Annotated in this window: 17 protein-coding genes; 6 read left to right on the top strand and 11 right to left on the bottom strand. The window is 51.4% G+C overall.

The window, feature by feature from the left end; translation table 11 throughout:
* Nucleotides 1-135: 135 nt before the first annotated feature.
* From AC3ZFK_RS06610 to AC3ZFK_RS06630, 5 genes are all read right to left on the bottom strand, one after another.
* Nucleotides 136-1,353: a heme ABC transporter permease gene (locus tag AC3ZFK_RS06610; RefSeq protein WP_487507116.1), complete on the bottom strand. Its 1,218-nt coding sequence runs from the start codon at nucleotides 1,351-1,353 to the stop codon at nucleotides 136-138.
* A gap of 14 nt (nucleotides 1,354-1,367) precedes the next feature.
* Complete coding sequence (ccmB, locus tag AC3ZFK_RS06615; protein ID WP_487507115.1) at nucleotides 1,368-2,054, bottom strand: heme exporter protein CcmB; 687 nt, start codon at nucleotides 2,052-2,054, stop codon at nucleotides 1,368-1,370.
* A complete protein-coding gene (ccmA, locus tag AC3ZFK_RS06620) occupies nucleotides 2,051-2,761 on the bottom strand; it encodes a cytochrome c biogenesis heme-transporting ATPase CcmA (protein WP_489433753.1) in 711 nt (236 codons plus the stop codon). The genes ccmB and ccmA overlap by 4 nt, the downstream gene beginning before the upstream one ends.
* A 76-nt stretch (nucleotides 2,762-2,837) precedes the next feature.
* Entirely contained in the window at nucleotides 2,838-3,317 is a 480-nt protein-coding gene (locus AC3ZFK_RS06625) for a hypothetical protein (RefSeq protein WP_487507113.1), read from the bottom strand.
* On the bottom strand, nucleotides 3,314-3,775 hold the full coding sequence (locus tag AC3ZFK_RS06630) for a tetratricopeptide repeat protein (protein ID WP_487507112.1): 462 nt from the start codon (nucleotides 3,773-3,775) through the stop codon (nucleotides 3,314-3,316). Before AC3ZFK_RS06630 ends, AC3ZFK_RS06625 begins: the two co-directional genes overlap by 4 nt.
* 245 nt (nucleotides 3,776-4,020) lie before the next feature.
* On the opposite strand from AC3ZFK_RS06630, the gene AC3ZFK_RS06635 reads away from it, so the two are divergent.
* Nucleotides 4,021-4,716, top strand: coding sequence for an S-methyl-5'-thioinosine phosphorylase (locus AC3ZFK_RS06635; RefSeq protein ID WP_487507117.1), 696 nt, complete (start codon nucleotides 4,021-4,023; stop codon nucleotides 4,714-4,716).
* Here the strand turns inward: AC3ZFK_RS06635 and bioD are convergent.
* The 6 genes from bioD to AC3ZFK_RS06665 all read right to left on the bottom strand — a co-directional run bounded on the left by bioD (nucleotide 4,685) and on the right by AC3ZFK_RS06665 (nucleotide 11,461).
* Entirely contained in the window at nucleotides 4,685-5,371 is a 687-nt protein-coding gene (gene bioD / locus AC3ZFK_RS06640) for a dethiobiotin synthase (RefSeq protein WP_487507111.1), read from the bottom strand. The two genes, AC3ZFK_RS06635 and bioD, sit on opposite strands and share 32 nt — an antisense overlap.
* On the bottom strand, nucleotides 5,368-6,249 hold the full coding sequence (locus AC3ZFK_RS06645) for a phosphoribosylaminoimidazolesuccinocarboxamide synthase (RefSeq protein WP_487507110.1): 882 nt from the start codon (nucleotides 6,247-6,249) through the stop codon (nucleotides 5,368-5,370). Before AC3ZFK_RS06645 ends, bioD begins: the two co-directional genes overlap by 4 nt.
* 93 nt (nucleotides 6,250-6,342) lie before the next feature.
* A complete protein-coding gene (locus AC3ZFK_RS06650; RefSeq protein ID WP_487541530.1) occupies nucleotides 6,343-8,583 on the bottom strand; it encodes a nitric oxide reductase activation protein NorD in 2,241 nt (746 codons plus the stop codon).
* Nucleotides 8,584-8,654: 71 nt separating this feature from the next.
* A complete protein-coding gene (locus AC3ZFK_RS06655; RefSeq protein ID WP_487507108.1) occupies nucleotides 8,655-9,035 on the bottom strand; it encodes a GxxExxY protein in 381 nt (126 codons plus the stop codon).
* A 65-nt stretch (nucleotides 9,036-9,100) separates the two neighbouring features.
* Nucleotides 9,101-9,910, bottom strand: a complete 810-nt coding sequence (locus AC3ZFK_RS06660) for a CbbQ/NirQ/NorQ domain-containing protein (protein ID WP_487507107.1) — start codon at nucleotides 9,908-9,910, stop codon at nucleotides 9,101-9,103.
* 171 nt (nucleotides 9,911-10,081) lie between these two features.
* Complete coding sequence (locus AC3ZFK_RS06665) at nucleotides 10,082-11,461, bottom strand: ribulose-bisphosphate carboxylase (RefSeq protein ID WP_487507106.1); 1,380 nt, start codon at nucleotides 11,459-11,461, stop codon at nucleotides 10,082-10,084.
* A 168-nt stretch (nucleotides 11,462-11,629) separates the two neighbouring features.
* On the opposite strand from AC3ZFK_RS06665, the gene AC3ZFK_RS06670 reads away from it, so the two are divergent.
* From AC3ZFK_RS06670 to AC3ZFK_RS06690, 5 genes are all read left to right on the top strand, one after another.
* Nucleotides 11,630-12,547 carry a LysR family transcriptional regulator gene (locus AC3ZFK_RS06670; RefSeq protein ID WP_487507105.1) on the top strand — a complete coding sequence of 306 codons (918 nt, stop codon included), beginning with the start codon at nucleotides 11,630-11,632 and terminating at the stop codon, nucleotides 12,545-12,547.
* Nucleotides 12,548-13,063, top strand: a complete 516-nt coding sequence (gene def, locus AC3ZFK_RS06675) for a peptide deformylase (RefSeq protein ID WP_487507104.1) — start codon at nucleotides 12,548-12,550, stop codon at nucleotides 13,061-13,063.
* A gap of 42 nt (nucleotides 13,064-13,105) precedes the next feature.
* Nucleotides 13,106-13,285 carry a hypothetical protein gene (locus AC3ZFK_RS06680; protein WP_487507103.1) on the top strand — a complete coding sequence of 60 codons (180 nt, stop codon included), beginning with the start codon at nucleotides 13,106-13,108 and terminating at the stop codon, nucleotides 13,283-13,285.
* A 35-nt stretch (nucleotides 13,286-13,320) separates the two neighbouring features.
* The gene (gene icd / locus AC3ZFK_RS06685) at nucleotides 13,321-14,538 is read left to right on the top strand and encodes an NADP-dependent isocitrate dehydrogenase (protein ID WP_487541528.1); all 1,218 of its coding nucleotides are present in this window, start codon (nucleotides 13,321-13,323) and stop codon (nucleotides 14,536-14,538) included.
* A gap of 145 nt (nucleotides 14,539-14,683) precedes the next feature.
* Entirely contained in the window at nucleotides 14,684-17,224 is a 2,541-nt protein-coding gene (locus tag AC3ZFK_RS06690; RefSeq protein WP_489433754.1) for a bifunctional aconitate hydratase 2/2-methylisocitrate dehydratase, read from the top strand.
* Nucleotide 17,225: the final 1 nt, after the last annotated feature.

The following is a 17,225-nucleotide window of genomic DNA, read 5'->3' on the forward strand; positions in this document are numbered from 1 at the left end:
AAGAGGTTGATGTTCTCGTTGAGGGCTTTCATCATCAGGGTTGCTGCACCAGCAACAGTCGCGATGATTAGCAGAATCAGAAGGAGTCTTTTTTTTCTTTTAGGTGTCATGGGAAGGTTATTGTCTTTAGGTTAATTAATTATTCTCTTGCCTGATCCGTCTGGCAATGCTCAGTTTAGCCTCACGAGTTGTCCTTAGTGCTCCAAGCAGGTTAAGCAGAAAGACCACAAAGGCAATTGAATATCCTGCTATTACGTAACTGGAGTGGTCACGGATATTAAGTGCAGCGATTGAGTTTGCGTTGACGCTTGCTGCCCCGGAATCGGATTGAAGTTTTCCGGTTACGTGAGCTCCCCAGTGGGTGCGTAGCTGTTTCGGTAGTTTGCCTGCAAAGTTGACCATAATTTTCTCTGCATCATCAGACACCAGGATTTGGTGTTGGTTCCCATCCGACTGGATACTCTCAACATTTCCTCTAAACTCTATCTGTTCGGTTGGAGAGCCTGCAACCAGCTCTGTTGGGGAGAGAATATCTATCCTGTCTGTTGTGGCTGCATGATATGCGACATATCCAATTGCAATCACAGGAATCAGCAGATGCAGTGGACGTACTTTTATATCTGGCAGGTCACGAACCCAGCTGCCACGAGAATCTTGCTGGAGCGAAAGCCCGCGTGCACGAATAAGAGTGACTACAGCAAAAAAGAGAGATAGTGCAACCAGCATCAGTAGCATGGAGCTGAGCATGGTCATCTCCATCGATGGCTTGGCGATTTTTGAGACAGTCGCCCCTTGATGGAGGGTATTCCACCATTCGACCGAAAAGTGGATGATGGGTATATTGACGACACCAACCAGGGCAAGTACCGAGCTGGAGCGTGCGGCATTCTGCCGGTCATCCATTGCGGCACGCAGTGCCATGTAGCCGAAGTATAGAAATAGCAGAATCAGCTCCGAGGTCAGTCGTGCATCCCATTGCCACCAGGTTCCCCAGGTTGGTTTCCCCCAGATTGACCCAGTAAGAAGTGCAAGAAAGGTAAATGCGGCGCCGATGGGGGCGCTGGCCGCAGCAATGGTGTCAGCCAACTTGATTCTCCAGATCAGGAAGATCGCCCCCGAGGTTGCCATGATCATGTAGATCATCATCGAGTTGGATGCTGCTGGAACATGTAGATATATAAGTCTGTAGCTCTCTCCCTGTTCAGAGTGGGTTGGAGCAACTGCAAAGCCGATATAGAGGCCAACAATCATTAATGCAAAGGAGAGCCCGGCCAGCCACGGAAGCAGCTTTCCAGACATTGAATAGAAGTGTTTCGGTGAGGAGAAACGGTAGATAAAATTAGGTAATTTCATGGTAGTTATTGTGGTCAGCTAATACTTATTCGGGTGGAGGCTGCGGTTGCTATGGGGGATAGTGCCAGAGTAAATAGCAGGAGTGCTCCAAGGATATAGATGTAACCATCCACTGGTAGTCCGGCAGCAGACTCATTGACGGCCATTGAGCCAAAAATGAGTACAGGAATATATAGGGGAAGAATGAGTAGCGAGAGCAACACTCCACCACGTTTTAGTCCGACAGTAAGCCCCATTCCAATGGCGCCTACCAGGCTGAGAATAGGTGTCCCCAGTGCCAGGGTTATGACCAGAGTAACCATCGCATCAGTTGGAAGGTAGAGAAGAACCCCAAGGAGAGGAGCAACAAAAATAAGTGGCAGCCCGGTTATTAACCAGTGAGCAATAATCTTGGCCAGCACCAGAACCGAGAGTGGGTGGTGGCTCAGAGTAATCTGCTCCAGAGAGCCATCCTCAAAATCAGAGCGAAACATCCCGTCCAGCGAGAGCATGGCGGAGAGCAGTGCTGCGACCCAGATGATTCCCGGGGCGATGGTCTCCAGTACCGAGGGAGAGGGGCCAACCCCGAGAGGGAACAGGGTTACCACAATGACAAAGAAAAGCAGAGGGTTGGCTATCTCGCCGCGGTGGCGAAAGGCAAGAGTCAGGTCTCGGATCAGAACCTGTAAAAATGCATTTGATAGAGAGCCGGAAGGGGTCATGCGGCGGTTGTCCAGAGGTTGTTGGCCTGTTGGTTGTCAGCATACATCTCGAGGTTGAGAGATTGATAATATTCGTTATCTGTTTTTAGTGGGTGGTGGGTGGTCAGCACAATGATTCCTCCAGCCGCTACGTGCTCCTCGAATATTTTCTCGATCTCTGCAATTCCCTTGCGATCCAGTGCAGTAAATGGCTCATCCAGAATCCAGACAACTGTTTCAGTTGCCAGCAGTCTGGCAAGCGCAACTCTGCGGTTTTGTCCGGCAGAGAGGTGACGGCAGGGGATATCCTCAAATCCGGCAAGCGAGAGCCGTGCCAGAATTTTGTACAGGTCACTATCGCTTTTTGGAGTAGATAGTGCCTGGGCAAAGTGGAGATTTTCCAGTGCAGTCAACTCACCCTTTATACCGTTATGGTGCCCAAGATAGGCAGCATCAGTGTAGTAGTCGGCACGCTCTTTGGTGATATTTTCACCTCTCCAGAGAATCTCTCCCTCACTTGGTAGCATGACTCCACAGAGCAGACGCAGCAGGCTGGTTTTTCCGCATCCATTACGTCCTTCAATCTGCAGGATCTTTCCGGGTTTTATCTCGATATTGAGGTTGCTGAACAGGACTCGATCCCCACGGATGCACTCAAGATCAACTGTCGCCAGACTGTTGTTCAAGTCATGCTTGCTGTTTCTCTTGTTCATGACATCCATTCCCATGTTCAGCACGCCTCCTCGTGCCTGCACTCCTCCCTGAATTGATGCAGGATTCTAGCACATTAGAGGGTAAAAAATACTAGCGCCTGAAGGGGTCACGCAGATCCTGTTGAACCGTTGTGAGACGGTTGGATATGTCGTTCACCTTTTTACGGATTGTGGTCATCTCCTCGTGAACGTCATTCTGAATCATCTGAATATTTCTTGATGATTTACCAATCTCTTTTCCCATGCGGCTAACCCCCTGGACAATATCGGAAAATCCACCACTTAATCTGCTGATGCCACGATTTGCCTCATTCAGAGGAGCCGAGATATCGTCAATTTTTTTATCAAGCTGGGTAATTGCCTGCTGGTTTGCCGCTGTCTGCTCCGAGATGTCATAGACCATCTTGAATAGAAAGATAGCAGCTGCAACCAGAAATAGACGGATAATCAGCGGAGTGTTAAAGGTGGGGCCTGGTCGAGATGGGGGAATGACTACAGGAGTAGTTGAGTTGCTACCACTCTGTTGAGGCTCAACTTCTGGAGTATCTTCATGGTTTGTGTTGCCGTTCACTCGGTTATCTCCTCATCTGCTTTCTGTTGTCTGTCTGCACGTCTGTACCACTCCTGAGCCTTCTCCTTGTCCTCTTCGACACCATCTCCCGAGTCATACATCATGCCCAGAGTGACCATGGAGCCAGAGAGCCCATGTTCTGCTGCCCTGGTAAACCACTCTACGGCAAGTGCCGTATCAACCTCGGTACACTCACCCTGATAGTACATAAACCCCAGGCTGTGCTGAGCAAAAGCATGCCCCTTTTCTGCGGCCTCTTTCATGTATCTGAAAGCCTTGTCCTTATCCTGACTCCACCCCAGACCATTCTGATTGATTATGGCAACCCGAAACAGAGCCTCACTGTTACCCTGGTCGGCCAGCGGGGTTAGATGCTGCATGGCCAGTGCAAAATTTTTGGTCTCGAATGCGGCAAGCCCGTCAGCAAGTTGGAAGCTCTCGGCTTCAGAGTTAATCATGATCCACTCCTTGATAAAGTTCTGTGGAATATAGCAAAGTTTGAAGGATGACTGTACTCTTCTCGTTAGGTAGCCTCTGAAAAATCTTAATGGGATGGGCGTACCGCCTCCTGCGGATGCGTAACACCAAGGGCGGCAGTGACGAGACGTGGACTTAATCATAGGTTCCTTAGCTGTAAACGGAAAAGATCAAGGAGTTAAGTGTGGGACGTTTGGCAATTATTGGTGGCACCGGCCTCGAGGAGATGGATGGGTTGGAAAATGTAGAACGTATCATGGTTGATACCCCTTACGGCCAACCATCGTCGGACTTGATCAAGGCCAAACTCAAAGGGGTAGAGCTTCTCTTTCTCTCTCGTCATGGCGAGGATCATTCAATACCACCACACAAGGTGAATTACCGAGCCAATATCTGGGCCCTGAACAAGCTGGAGGTTGGCTCTATTGTTGCGGTTGCAGCCATAGGCGGTATTACCGAGGCAATGCTTCCAGGCAGAGTCTCGATTCCGGATCAGATAATTGACTATACGTGGGGGAGAGAGCACACCTTTTTTGATGGCCCAGAGGTTGAGCATATCGATTTCAGCTGGCCATACTGCAGTGAGCTGCGAAACAGTCTGCTGGATGCCGCTGGTTCGGCTGGTGTAGATGTTGTGGATGGTGGCACTTACGGTGCTACCCAGGGACCAAGACTGGAGAGTGCTGCGGAGATTGAACGAATGGAGCGTGACGGTTGCGACATTGTTGGCATGACCGGAATGCCGGAGGCGTCATTGGCGCGTGAGCTGGGTATCTGTTATGCCTGTTGCGCGGTCTCTGCCAACTGGGCGGCGGGGAAGAGTGATCGGGAGATCACCATGGAGGAGATTGGTGAAAACCTGAAGAGCGGTATGGATAGCGTTAAAGCAGTTATCTATTCATTAATAGATAGTCAGACATAATGTGTTGAATCAGTTTCCATGGCTGTAGAGACTCTTCAACAGGAATTGGAATAACCGGTTCCGGCACCAGTTCAGATATTGATTCAAGATTATTCTCATCCGAATATCTTTGTTTATTCAAGAAGATATACTTTATATCTAAACCTCTATCGAGTATTGCGTGGCGAGCCATCAGAACCTGATTTACCGCCCCCAGACGATCTTCCGCCACCAGAATCAGAGGCAGACCAACAGCTGTTGCAAGATCTGCATTCAGGGCGTGTTCCGCAATTGGTGAGTAAAAGCCTCCGGCTCCCTCAATCAGCAATAGATCACTGGCTCCCCATTCAGCGCCAGGCCTGCATGCATCCTTCAACATCTCAAGCGTTAGTCTGTTGCCGGAAATTGCAGCAGCGCGCTCAGGAGATACGGGCTGGGTGAAACGGTATGGACAGATCTCGGAGAGACTCTCTATGGTACGGCTTGCAGTCTGGAGAGTGGAGGCATCCTGGGGGAAGAGTTTTTCCCCCTTTGTATCGACAAGGCAACCAGACTCAACCGGTTTTCTTGGGTGAACAGTTATTCCGTTATCTGCATAGTGTGCAGCAATGGCTGCGGTAATCTCGGTTTTTCCGACACCGGTATCTGTACCTGTAACAAAAAAACCTTGCCTCACTCAGTTAGCCGCTCCATCGCCTCACGATATTTGGCAACGGTATTGTCGACTACCTCTTGAGGAAGCTCAGGGCCAGGGTTTTTCTTGTCCCAATCAAGTGTCTCCAGGTAGTCACGCACGTACTGTTTGTCAAAGCTTGGAGGGCTCATCCCTGGATGGTACTGGTCTGCAGGCCAGAAGCGGGAGGAGTCCGGGGTCAGTACCTCATCAATAAGTACCAGATTGCCGTCATCATCCTGCCCAAACTCAAACTTGGTGTCAGCAATTATGATCCCGCGTTCCAGTGCATAAGCTGCAGCCTCGCTATATAGTCTCAGGCTGACATCACGCACCTGCTCGGCCAGCTCCTGTCCAAGCAATCCTGCGGTATATTCAAAATCGACATTCTCGTCATGCTCACCAACATCCGCCTTGGTCGATGGGGTGTAGAGTGGTTCTGGCAATTTGTCGGCCTGCTGTAGCCCCTCAGGCAGCTCGATTCCGCAAACAGCCCCGCTGCGCTGATAATCTTTCCAGCCAGATCCGATAATGTAGCCACGAACGATAGCCTCAACCGGTAGCGCCTTGAGGCGACGAACCACAATTGCATGGTCCTTGATGGGTTCACGTTCGGCTGGATCTGGCAACGCCTCCTCTAGGGTCATCTCTGCAATGTGATTGGGGATAATATCTCTGGTACGGTCAAACCAGAAGTTGGCCACAGATGTAAGAACTGCCCCCTTGCCGGAGATTGGGGTGGGGAGGATGACATCAAAGGCGGAGATGCGATCGGTAGTCACGATCAGCATGTGGTCATCATCAATCTCGTAGATGTCACGGACCTTGCCCTTGTGAATTAGTGGCAGGGAGGTAATGTTGGTATCAAATACAGTGTTCATAATAAGTTCTAAATAGCAGTATCGCTTTTAATCGGAAAGCGGCGGATTATAGCAGGATCCATAAAACAGGAGGTATGAGTTGAAATGGAAGAACTACTTGGTGAGTGAGGCAAACAGTGCAGGCAGTTTCTCTGGCAGTCGCTCTACGTTGTCGATGACCACAAACTGGTTATCAAAGATATCACGCACGTAGTCATCGGCATTGGGGTCGAGTGAGATGCAGTAGGGGTAGATCCCCAGCTCATCCATCTCCTGTACCGCCTTGCGGGTATCATGGATCAGTAGCTGCTCATCCTCCACATCGACATCGGATGGTTCACCATCGGTGAGGATCAGTAGCAGTTTCTTGTCGGCCTTCTGCCCCTTCAGATAGTGGGCGGCATGGCGAATAGCGCCTCCCATGCGGGTGGAGAACCCGGCCTCCATCTTGGCCAGGCGTGCCTTCACCTCATCATCCCAGTGCTCACTGAACCCTTTGATGTGGTGGTAGCGCACATCATGTCTGGAGTTAGAGTGGAAACCGGCAATAGCGAAGGCATCACCCAGCTGCTCAATGGTCCAGGAGAGCAGGGAGGTGGCCTCCTGACAGAGTTCGAGAATGGTCTGGCTAGATCCAGCTACCTTCTCGTTGAGTGATTCAGAGAGATCAATCAGCAACATCACTGCGATATCACGCCCATCATTGCGGTGGTCCATGTTGATCCGTGGATCTGGGGTTGCGCCACTCTTGAAGTCGATCAGGGAACGAATCGCTACATCAAGATCGAGCTCGGAGCCCTCCTCCTGATAACGGATGCGGACATAGTTCTGTGGTTTCAGCAGGTCAAGAATCTGCTTCATCCGCTTTACCAGCCCCTGATGCTTCTCCAGTAGCTCATCGATTTTGCTGGCATCACCAGCGGCGTGCTTGGCCTCATATAGGGTGACCCAGTCAGGACGGTAGCTCTTGGTGTTGTAATCCCACTCCTTGTAGTGGCGGGGAGGCAAGCCATCGACCTCATCCTCGGCCGAGACCTTGCGGTTCTCCTCAAACTGCTCTTCATCGTCTCCGTCCTCGATGTAGATCCACATGTGGCGGTTATCATCCCGGTAACTTACCTCTGTATCAGTGAAGCGGATGTTGGGAAGCTGGTCTGCCTGGCGGCGGGTCTTTGCCACAAACTGGGATCCCAGTACCCCCATTTTTTGAGTAGAGTGCTCTCCGGATTCCATCATCTCATGGAAGCGGTTGGCAAAATCGTTTACCACCTCACTCTGATAGCCATGCTTCGGGTCGAGAATAGCTCGTGAAAGCATTGTCGTGCGGTGGCGAATACAGGACTCATTCTCATGGTCGCAGCTTCCCTCAACTGGGGCAGGGTGCAGGGCCATGAACAGTTTTCTGACTCCGGGATAGCGCTGCATCAGCAGGTATTCAACACGGCAATCCTCCAGCATCATAATGGTGTGGCGCTGGAACGGACTGAAGTTGTCGACGATGATGGACTCGGTCCAGACACGATGGGCTGCAATATGGGCCAACAGGGCACGATAACGGTCAATACCCCCAATACTGTTAAATGGCTCATAGCTATCTGGTATGCGAATGCCATCTGCCGTGTAGTAGGGGAGCTGTGTCTCATAAGGGTTGTAGCCACGGGAGTATGGAACCAGCTGCTCCGGGTCATCCCACATTGCGCGCATATAGAGATCAAGCTCGCGTTCACTGTCGATAAATAGCGTACCACTACGCTCCTTCATCAACATCGCCTTGCTGTCGGCAGTCTCCAGGGCAAAATACTCTTTCTGTCGATCAGGGTTATTGTTGTAATACTTGATGCCGTAGTCGGCCCAGTTGGCCAGCCCGTCAACACTTACCTGATGGAGCAGGTAGGGAGCCTGCTGCAGAAACTCAGGCAGTCCGGGGCTGGGGAAGGTGGTGTGGTGGCCATGGATTGAACTCGCAGTCTCCTCTGCCAGATGGTTGACCAGATCAAAATACTCCTCCATCTGCTCTTCTGTAGGCAGACAGCGGGTAACCTCATTCAGCGAATTGAGGAAGGGGATGATGGAGTTTCCATTGGGGGAGCGGGACATGATCCAGACCTGGTCCGATGTCTTGCCTATGAACTGCTCACCTACACGATCTGCCATCTCCGGCATCTCTTCCAGAAAGATGAGTACGGGCTCCACGCCACGTCCAATCATGCAGACAGTTGATGCACCCTCCAGATAGGTGTCAATCGCCTCTGCAGAGAGGTGAGAAAGTGCATCACGGATGAAATCCTCAAAATGCTCATCAATGATTGGGAAGTTGCAGCGGAGCTTTTCCCGAAATGTTTGTAGATCTTCCATATCTATTAGACTCTCCCTAATAAAAGCGGCCTCACGCAAAGGCGCAAAGACGCAAAGAAAGGCGCAAAGTTTTATAAGCCATTTGCCACTCGCTGGATACCTTGCTTAATCAATGGTGCTCCAAAGTTAATCAGTAGTCCCAGTTTCTTGTTTGCCAGTCTCAGATAAGTGAGTAACTGTTTACTATGCACAAGCTGCAGTGTTTCCAGAGACTTCAGTTCAACAATTACACAATCATCGATAATCATGTCAGCTTTAAAGGCTTCATCTATGGTGTGTCCATCATAAAAGAGAGGAACAGCTACTTGGGTCTCCAGTGTATGTCCTCTTTTTCGCAACTCATAGGCCAATACACGTTCATACACAGATTCCAGCAAGCCTGGCCCAAGGTTATTGTGGATATGATAGGCAGTATCCACAATAGAGGTTGCTACCGAGTCCTCTTTTTTCATCTACACGCTTTTCTTAGCGCCTTTGCGTCTTTGCGCGAGGCTGCTGTTGCTGTTCATTTCAGCTGTTACCCAAAGATTGCATCAATCGAATGGTCAAGTGTCTCGCGGATATCAGCATCATCAGTAATCGGGCGTACCAGTGCCATCCGGCAGGCGGCTTTTGCCTCAATCCCCTGGTTGATCAGGTTGGCGGCATAGGCGAGCAGACGGGTGGAGATTCCCTCATCCAGGCCATGCCCTTTGAGGTTGCGGGCTGTCTCTGCAATCTGTACAAGCTTGCCTGCTGTCTCGGAATCGATATTTCCCTCTTTCGCAACAATTTCTGTCTCCAGGCTGGCAGGAGGGTAGTCAAAATCGAGGCCGGTGAAGCGTTGTTTGGTGGACTGCTTCAGATCCTTCATCAGGCTCTGATATCCGGGGTTGTAGGAGATCACCATCTGAAAGTCAGGATGGGCATCAATAAGCTCACCCTTCTTGTCCAGTGGCAGGGTGCGACGATGGTCGGTGAGAGGGTGCATCACCACGGTCGTGTCCTGGCGGGCCTCAACAATCTCGTCCAGATAACAGATTGCCCCAATGCGAGCAGCAACTGTCAGGGGGCCATCCAGCCAGCGCGTGCCATTGGCGTCAAGCAGATAGCGTCCGACCAGATCAGAGGCGGTCATATCCTCATTACAGGCCACGGTAATGAGAGGTTTCTGAAGCTTCCAGGCCATGTATTCGATAAAGCGTGATTTACCACAACCAGTTGGTCCCTTAACCATTACCGGGAGGCGAGATGCATAGGCGGCCTCATAAAGTGTAACTTCATCTCCCTGTGCCTCGTAGTAGGGCTCATCCGTAATCAGGTACTGGTCGGTATTGATATCACTCATTATGAAGCTCCAAAAAGTCTGGTTTGAATCTGTAATTCTGTTTGGATAAAGATACTACAAAAATTGTGTTTTATCTTTGTCGAAAGAGAATTGTTATCTTGATAAGAACGGTTGGTTATTGGTAAAAAAAGAGACCCCACAAGGGGGTCTCTTTTCAGCAAAGCGGGGCTCTTATTTATGAACGCCCAGCTTGTCTCTCCATCCTGGGAAGATAGAGTCTGCATCATGAGGGAATGACTCGAATGCGCGAGCGAACTCTTTATGATCCTTCGCGAACTCAATTGGGTCAGCACCCTGTTTCCAGCACTCATAAGACTGGCGCAGTGAAGTTGCACCGGCAGCTGGGCTGTCGATATGGCCATACGAACCACCACCAGAGGTGTTGATGATATTGCCGTGTCCAAGGTTCTCAAAGAATCCAGGCAGACGCAGTGCGTTCATTCCGCCAGAGATGATTGGAGTGGTTGGCTTCATGCCGTGCCATTCCTGATGGTAGAAAGGACCATCTACGCTATCACGCTCAATCATATAAGCGATGATACGGTCATCCTTGCCGCCTTCCATCTTGCCGTAGCCCATTGTGCCTACGTGGATACCGGAAGCACCCATCAGACGAGACATCTTGGCCAGAATAAATGCAGTATATCCACGCTTTGAAGATGGAGAAGTTACCGCACCATGACCGGCACGATGATAGTGCAGATACTGGCTTGGGTACTGACGACGTGCAGTGGTTACCATTCCTGGGCCACCTACATAACCGTCAACCAGGAATGCAACACGAGGTGCATCCTCGCCAAATGTCTCCAGAACAAAATCGGCACGAGCACACATCTCATGATAGTCATCGGCAGTGATGTTGGCTGAGAAGAGCTTGGGTTCACCAGTCTCGTCCTGTGCGCGCTTCATCGCATCAGCAACCAGAGGGATTACCTTCTTCAGTGGGCAGAATACCTGATTACCCTGGGGCTCATCATTCTTGATGAAGTCACCACCGAGCCAGAACTGGTAAGCTGCTTCAGCAAAAGGCTCAGGGCGCAGGCCCAGCTTAGGCTTGATGATGGTGCCCGCAATGTAACCACCATTGTCATGGTCACGTCCCAGCATAGTCCACAGGTCATTGATCGATTTAGAAGGACCATCAAACAGCTCCAGCATCTTGGGTGGAACGTAGAAGTCCTGCATCTGCAGGTCTGCACAGTCGCCCATGCCCTGATTGTTACCAATCGCCAGCGTCAGGAAGGAGACGATCATGGCGCGACCGTCAATCACATTGCGGTCGAACAGCTCGATAGGGTAGGCAATTTTCATGATGCCTTCAGCTTCATCAATGAAATAGACCAGGGCATCTACACCCTTGGTGAAGTCATCAGTGGTGCTAACCTCTACATTGGTGCCGGTAGAAGACTCTGCAGCAATGTGTGCAGCAACCTCCAGGTAACCGTAGCCGGCGGCTGGGTGCATGGTGTAGGCGGTAAGAATATGCTTGCCCCCTGCAAGTAGCTCATCTTCGTCTAGACTAAGGTCTGCATAACGTGCGGATTGATCCATTCTATTCTCCTTGTATGGTCTCAATGGTTAATTCTGTTGTCTGTAGATACGTGGTATCCCAAACCAGTAGTTGAACATTAGTGGCGGACAACTATAATTAACAGTAAATCTTTTTGATTGTTATCATAAGTATTTATTTATAGTTAATCTATTTTATAATTTAACCATATGTCACTAAATGTCACCTTTCGACAGCTCCGGGTATTCGAGTCGGTTGCACACCACTCAAGTTTTACCAGAGCCGCAGAAGAGCTCCATCTTACACAACCCGCAGTATCAATGCAGATTAAACAGCTGGAGGAGAGTCTCGGCCTTGCTCTGTTTGACCACTTGGGAAAGAAGATCTTTCTGACTGATGCAGGGAGTGAATTCTTCAAGACCAGTCGCTCCATCAGCCGACAACTATCCGAGGCAGAGGAGTTCATAGAGGAGATCAAGGGGATCCACCAAGGGCACCTCAATATTGTGGTTGCCAGTACCGCCAACTCGTTTGCTACCAACCTGCTGGCCACCTTTATTCAGCGTCATCCGGAAATCACCTTCTCACTGGATGTGACTAACCGTCAACGCCTGCTGGAGTCTCTCTCTGCAAATGAACCTGACCTCGTCATAATGGGGCAGCCCCCGGAGAAGCTCGACGTGGTGGCGGAGGCCTTTATGGAGAACCCTCTGGTGATTGTGGTGGGGAAGAACCATTCACTATTCAGGAAAGAGATTTCATTCACCCCGGAAAAGATACAGAAAGAGAGGTTTGTGGTGCGTGAGCAGGGGTCTGGAACCAGGACAGCGATGGAGCGTTTCTTTGAGGAGCGCGGCCTCCAGCTGGAGACCCGGATGGAGTTCGGTAGTAATGAGGCGATCAAACAGGCGGTACAGGCGGGGCTGGGGCTGGCAATGGTCTCCATCCATACTATTCAGCTGGAGCTCGAGGCAAAGGTATTGCGGGTGCTGGAAGTAAAAGATCTGCCAATCCAACGCCAATGGCATCTGGTCTATCGCAAGGGTAAGAGGCTATCGCCGGTGGCTGAGTCATTTCGGCAGTTTGTTCTGGATGAGGGCTCCTCTCTTGTGAGCGAGGTAAGGTAGGTGGCGATACTGGACATTCTCCATCGTGGCGACCCAAAACTTGAGATTCGTGCCAGGCTGGTTACCGATTTTGACAAGACGTTGAGAACAATAGTTTCCGATATGTGGGAGACAATGCATGAGAGCGAAGGGGTTGGACTTGCTGCCACCCAGGTTGGGATTGATCTTCAGCTAGTGGTGTTTGGTATGGAGAGCTCTTCCCGTTATCCCGATAGTGAGTCAATTCCATATACGGTATTGATCAATCCGACAGTAGAGCCGCTGGGGGATGATCTGGAGGAGGAGTGGGAGGGGTGTCTCAGTATCCCCGGGTTGCGTGGTCTGGTGCCACGTTACTCGCAGATCAGATATTCCGGAGTTGATATCGATGGAAAACCATTTGAATGCGAGGCGGCAGGATTCCACGCCCGTGTAGTACAGCATGAGTGTGACCATCTGCTCGGGATCCTCTATCCCGAGAGGATGGAGAATCCACAAGAGCTGGTTGCTGAGGAGGATCTGGAGGATATTACCTGATATAATTGGTCGGGAATAACAGATGGCTGGAGTGGTATGTTTATGACAACAATTTTTTTTGAAGATCAGAAGCGCCAGAAACTGCTGGACGATCTGCTTGAACACTGGTGTAGTGAGTATTCTGGGTTTCATCGTGAGCAGATGGAGCAGGTATTGCTGAACAACCTGCAGGGGTATCCAACAGAGCGGCTACAGGCTGCGATGGACGATATCAACGAATAAAAAACTCAGCGCTTACGCACGACAGGATTCAGGGCATGATAATTCCATTCATTGAGGGGGACGGTATTGGCAGGGATGTCTGGACAGCGGCGCGCAGAGTCTTTGATGCGGCGGTTGACCAATGCTACGGCGGCGAGCGCACAGTTGAGTGGATGGAGGTGCTGGCTGGAGAGAAGGCTTTCAGGCAGACTGGAGAGTGGCTTCCCGCAGAGACCCTGCAGGCCTTCCGTGACTATCATGTTGGCATCAAGGGGCCACTGACCACCCCGGTTGGTGAGGGGATGCGCTCCCTTAATGTTGCCCTGCGTCAGGAGCTTGATCTCTTTACCTGTCTGCGTCCGGTCCGTTACTTCAGTGGCGTTCCCAGTCCGGTCAAGCATCCAGAACGGGTCGATATGGTGGTCTTTCGTGAAAATACAGAAGATATATATGCTGGAATTGAGTATCTGCACGGCACAGACGAGAACGAGAAACTGAAGTCCTTTCTGATTGATCAGATGGGGGTGGATAAGATCCGCTTTCCCGATAGCTCGTCATTTGGGATTAAACCGGTCTCCAGGCAGGGTTCCGAGCGGTTGATTCGTCAGGCGATCCTCTATGCGCTTGAACACGGTCGGCCCTCAGTGACTCTGGTTCACAAGGGCAACATCATGAAGTTCACCGAGGGGGCCTTCAAGAGGTGGGGGTATGAACTGGCCGAACGTGAGTTTGCCGATCAGACTTTTGGCTGGAACCAGTACGACAAGATCAAGAGTGAGGATAGCGAGGATGCTGCCAATGCAGCACTAAAAAATGCCGAAGCTGCCGGCAAGTTGATAATCAAGGATGTGATTGCCGACGCCTTCCTGCAGCAGATTCTGTTGCGACCGGCCGACTACTCGGTTATCGCTACCCTTAACCTTAATGGGGATTACATATCAGATGCCCTGGCTGCCATTGTTGGGGGGATAGGTATTGCGCCTGGTGCCAATATAAACCAGGAGAGCGGCCACGCCATCTTCGAGGCAACCCACGGTACTGCCCCTAAATATGCGGATCTGGATATGGTAAACCCAGGCTCCATGATTCTCTCCGGAGCGATGATGTTTGAACATCTGGGGTGGGGTGAGGTCTCCGAGATGATTCAGAATGCCCTGGAAGAGGTGATCTCCAACAAGACGGTCACCTATGATTTTCATCGACTGATGGATGGTGCAACAAAGGTCACTACCTCAGGTTTTGCTGACGAGATTATTAAGGTGATTAATTCTTGAATACGAATGGTTGCATAAGTATTGACGATATTGCCTGTACAGTACGCTCAGGCACATCCCTGTGTCGCTCTACTGTGGCCGTCCATGGCCACAGAAGACTGTACATACAACACCGTCAACACTTATGTGGCTACAGTAATTGATCATGCTGGAATCATATAACAAGCAGGCGGAGGAGAGGGCGGCACAGGGCATACCCCCAAAGCCACTCACTGCAGAGCAGACCTCAGAGCTGGTATCCATGCTTGCAGATCCAGAGCTTGAGGGAGAGAGTGGCGCATTTCTGCTTGAGCTGCTCAGAGAGAGAGTTCCACCAGGCGTAGATAGTGCCGCAGAGATAAAGGCCGCTTTTCTGGCCGGAATAGTCAGGGGAGAGAGCAGCTCTCCACTGATATCTCCTCTGCAGGCAATAGAGATTCTTGGAACCATGAGGGGTGGATACAACATAGATCCACTTGTTGCGGCACTTGATGACGACAATCTGGCGGATGCCGCGGTTGAGGCGCTGTCACAAACCATTCTGGTGTATGACGCCTTCACCCATGTTGAAGAGAAGATGAGGGCTGGCAACCCACATGCAGCCACACTCATGCAATCATGGGCAGAGGCAGAGTGGTTCACAGGGCGTAGCGGGGTACCGGAGAGAGTCACCCTGACAGTTTTCAAGGTTCCCGGTGAAACCAACACCGATGACCTCTCTCCTGGAATGCATGCATGGACCCGTCCGGATATTCCACTGCATGCGCTATCCATGCTGAAGATGAGACGGGATGGATTAAGTGAAAAACCTCTGGATGAGATTGGCAGGCTCAAGGAGAAGGGTTTTCAGCTGGTCTATGTTGGAGATGTGGTAGGCACAGGATCATCCCGCAAGTCGGCCACCAACTCGCTCCTCTGGCATACCGGAAATGACCTGCCACATATTCCAAACAAGAGAGAGGGCGGCTACTGCTTTGGGGGCAAGATAGCACCTATCTTCTTCAACACCCTGGAGGATGCTGGAACCCTGCCGATCGAGATGGATGTCTCCCGGCTCGATATGGGTCAGGTGATTGATCTCTACCCGCTACGGGGGGAGATTAGAGAACACGATACGGATGAGCTGATTACCACCTTCTCACTCAAGACAGAGGTATTGCGTGATGAGGTTCAGGCGGGTGGGAGAATTCCCCTGATCATCGGACGGGCCCTGACAGAGCGGGCGCGTGAATCACTGGGGTTGGGCCACTCGACAGTTTTCATCTCGACACTGCAGAGTGAGCCGGCAGGTGGATATACCCTGGCTCAAAAACTGGTGGGGAGGGCTTGTGGTCTCAAGGGTGTTGTTCCGGGCGACTACTGTGAGCCAGGAATATCCACTGTGGGTTCGCAAGATACTACCGGCCCCATGACCCGTGATGAACTGAAAGACCTCGCCTGTCTGGAGTTCAGTGCCGACCTTGTAATGCAGTCATTTTGTCATACCGCAGCCTATCCGCGCCCGGTAGATATCGAGACTCAACAGACCCTGCCCGGGTTCATGATTCAACGCAACGGCATCTCGCTTAAACCGGGGGATGGCATCATCCACTCCTGGCTGAATCGCATGCTACTGCCAGACAGGGTCGGTACCGGAGGCGACTCCCATACCCGTTTCCCGCTCGGCATCTCCTTTCCTGCCGGCTCCGGTCTGGTCGCCTTTGCGGCCGCCACCGGGGTGATGCCGCTGGATATGCCGGAATCTGTTCTGGTCAGATTCAAGGGGGAGATGCAGCCCGGGATAACCCTGCGTGATCTGGTCCATGCAATCCCGTATATGGCAATCCAGCAGGGGCTGTTGACGGTGGAGAAGGCGGGCAAGAAGAACATATTCTCTGGACGGATTCTGGAGATAGAGGGGCTGGAGGAGCTCACCGTGGAACAGGCCTTTGAGCTGACCGATGCTACAGCAGAGCGTTCCGCCACTGCCGCAACCATCAATCTCAGTGAAGAGAGTGTTGCCGAATATCTGCGCTCAAACAGTGCACTGTTGAAGTGGATGGTCGATCAGGGGTACCAGAGCAGGACAACCCTGGAGCGTAGAATTGATGCGATGGAGTCATGGCTTGAGGCCCCCGAACTGGTGCGGGCAGACAGTGGGGCAGAGTATGTAGAGACAATCGAGATTGATCTGGCGGAGATAACCGAGCCAATTCTCTGTGCCCCCAACGACCCTGATGACGCCCGCAAACTGTCAGAGGTGGCTGGAGAGAAGATTGACGAGGTCTTTATCGGCTCCTGCATGACCAATATCGGCCACTTCCGGGCTGCAGGACAACTGCTGAAGGGGGTTGATGAGCTGCCGGTAAGGCTCTGGATTGCACCACCAACCAAAATGGACAAGGGGCTGCTTGTAGAGGAGGGGGTATACAAAACTTTCGAGAGGGTTGAGGCGCGACTGGAGACTCCTGGCTGCTCGCTCTGCATGGGAAATCAGGCCCGTATAGAGGACAACAGCACTGCACTATCCACCTCAACCAGAAACTTCCCCAACCGTCTCGGAACCGGAGCCAATGTATATCTGGCATCTGCCGAGCTCTCCGCAGTAACAGCAATCATGGGGCGAATCCCTAGCGTAGACGAGTACATGCAATACGCAGACGAGATAACCGAAAATTCGGCAGAGATCTACCGTTACCTTGATTTCAGCAAACAAGGGCCGCTGTAAC

This window comes from Candidatus Thiopontia autotrophica, from assembly GCF_982804495.1.

Excerpts from the sequence above, each read along its gene's own strand:
- AC3ZFK_RS06690 (WP_489433754.1), top strand. The coding sequence starts at position 14,684 with ATGCTGGAATCATATAACAAGCAGGCGGAGGAGAGGGCGGCACAGGGC.
- ccmA (WP_489433753.1), bottom strand. The coding sequence starts at position 2,761 with ATGGGAATGGATGTCATGAACAAGAGAAACAGCAAGCATGACTTGAAC.
- AC3ZFK_RS06635 (WP_487507117.1), top strand. The coding sequence starts at position 4,021 with ATGGATGGGTTGGAAAATGTAGAACGTATCATGGTTGATACCCCTTAC.
- AC3ZFK_RS06660 (WP_487507107.1), bottom strand. The coding sequence starts at position 9,910 with ATGAGTGATATCAATACCGACCAGTACCTGATTACGGATGAGCCCTAC.
- AC3ZFK_RS06610 (WP_487507116.1), bottom strand. The coding sequence starts at position 1,353 with ATGAAATTACCTAATTTTATCTACCGTTTCTCCTCACCGAAACACTTC.
- AC3ZFK_RS06655 (WP_487507108.1), bottom strand. The coding sequence starts at position 9,035 with ATGAAAAAAGAGGACTCGGTAGCAACCTCTATTGTGGATACTGCCTAT.
- icd (WP_487541528.1), top strand. The coding sequence starts at position 13,321 with ATGATAATTCCATTCATTGAGGGGGACGGTATTGGCAGGGATGTCTGG.
- AC3ZFK_RS06665 (WP_487507106.1), bottom strand. The coding sequence starts at position 11,461 with ATGGATCAATCCGCACGTTATGCAGACCTTAGTCTAGACGAAGATGAG.
- AC3ZFK_RS06630 (WP_487507112.1), bottom strand. The coding sequence starts at position 3,775 with ATGATTAACTCTGAAGCCGAGAGCTTCCAACTTGCTGACGGGCTTGCC.
- AC3ZFK_RS06680 (WP_487507103.1), top strand. The coding sequence starts at position 13,106 with ATGACAACAATTTTTTTTGAAGATCAGAAGCGCCAGAAACTGCTGGAC.
- AC3ZFK_RS06650 (WP_487541530.1), bottom strand. The coding sequence starts at position 8,583 with ATGGAAGATCTACAAACATTTCGGGAAAAGCTCCGCTGCAACTTCCCA.
- AC3ZFK_RS06645 (WP_487507110.1), bottom strand. The coding sequence starts at position 6,249 with ATGAACACTGTATTTGATACCAACATTACCTCCCTGCCACTAATTCAC.
- AC3ZFK_RS06670 (WP_487507105.1), top strand. The coding sequence starts at position 11,630 with ATGTCACTAAATGTCACCTTTCGACAGCTCCGGGTATTCGAGTCGGTT.
- ccmB (WP_487507115.1), bottom strand. The coding sequence starts at position 2,054 with ATGACCCCTTCCGGCTCTCTATCAAATGCATTTTTACAGGTTCTGATC.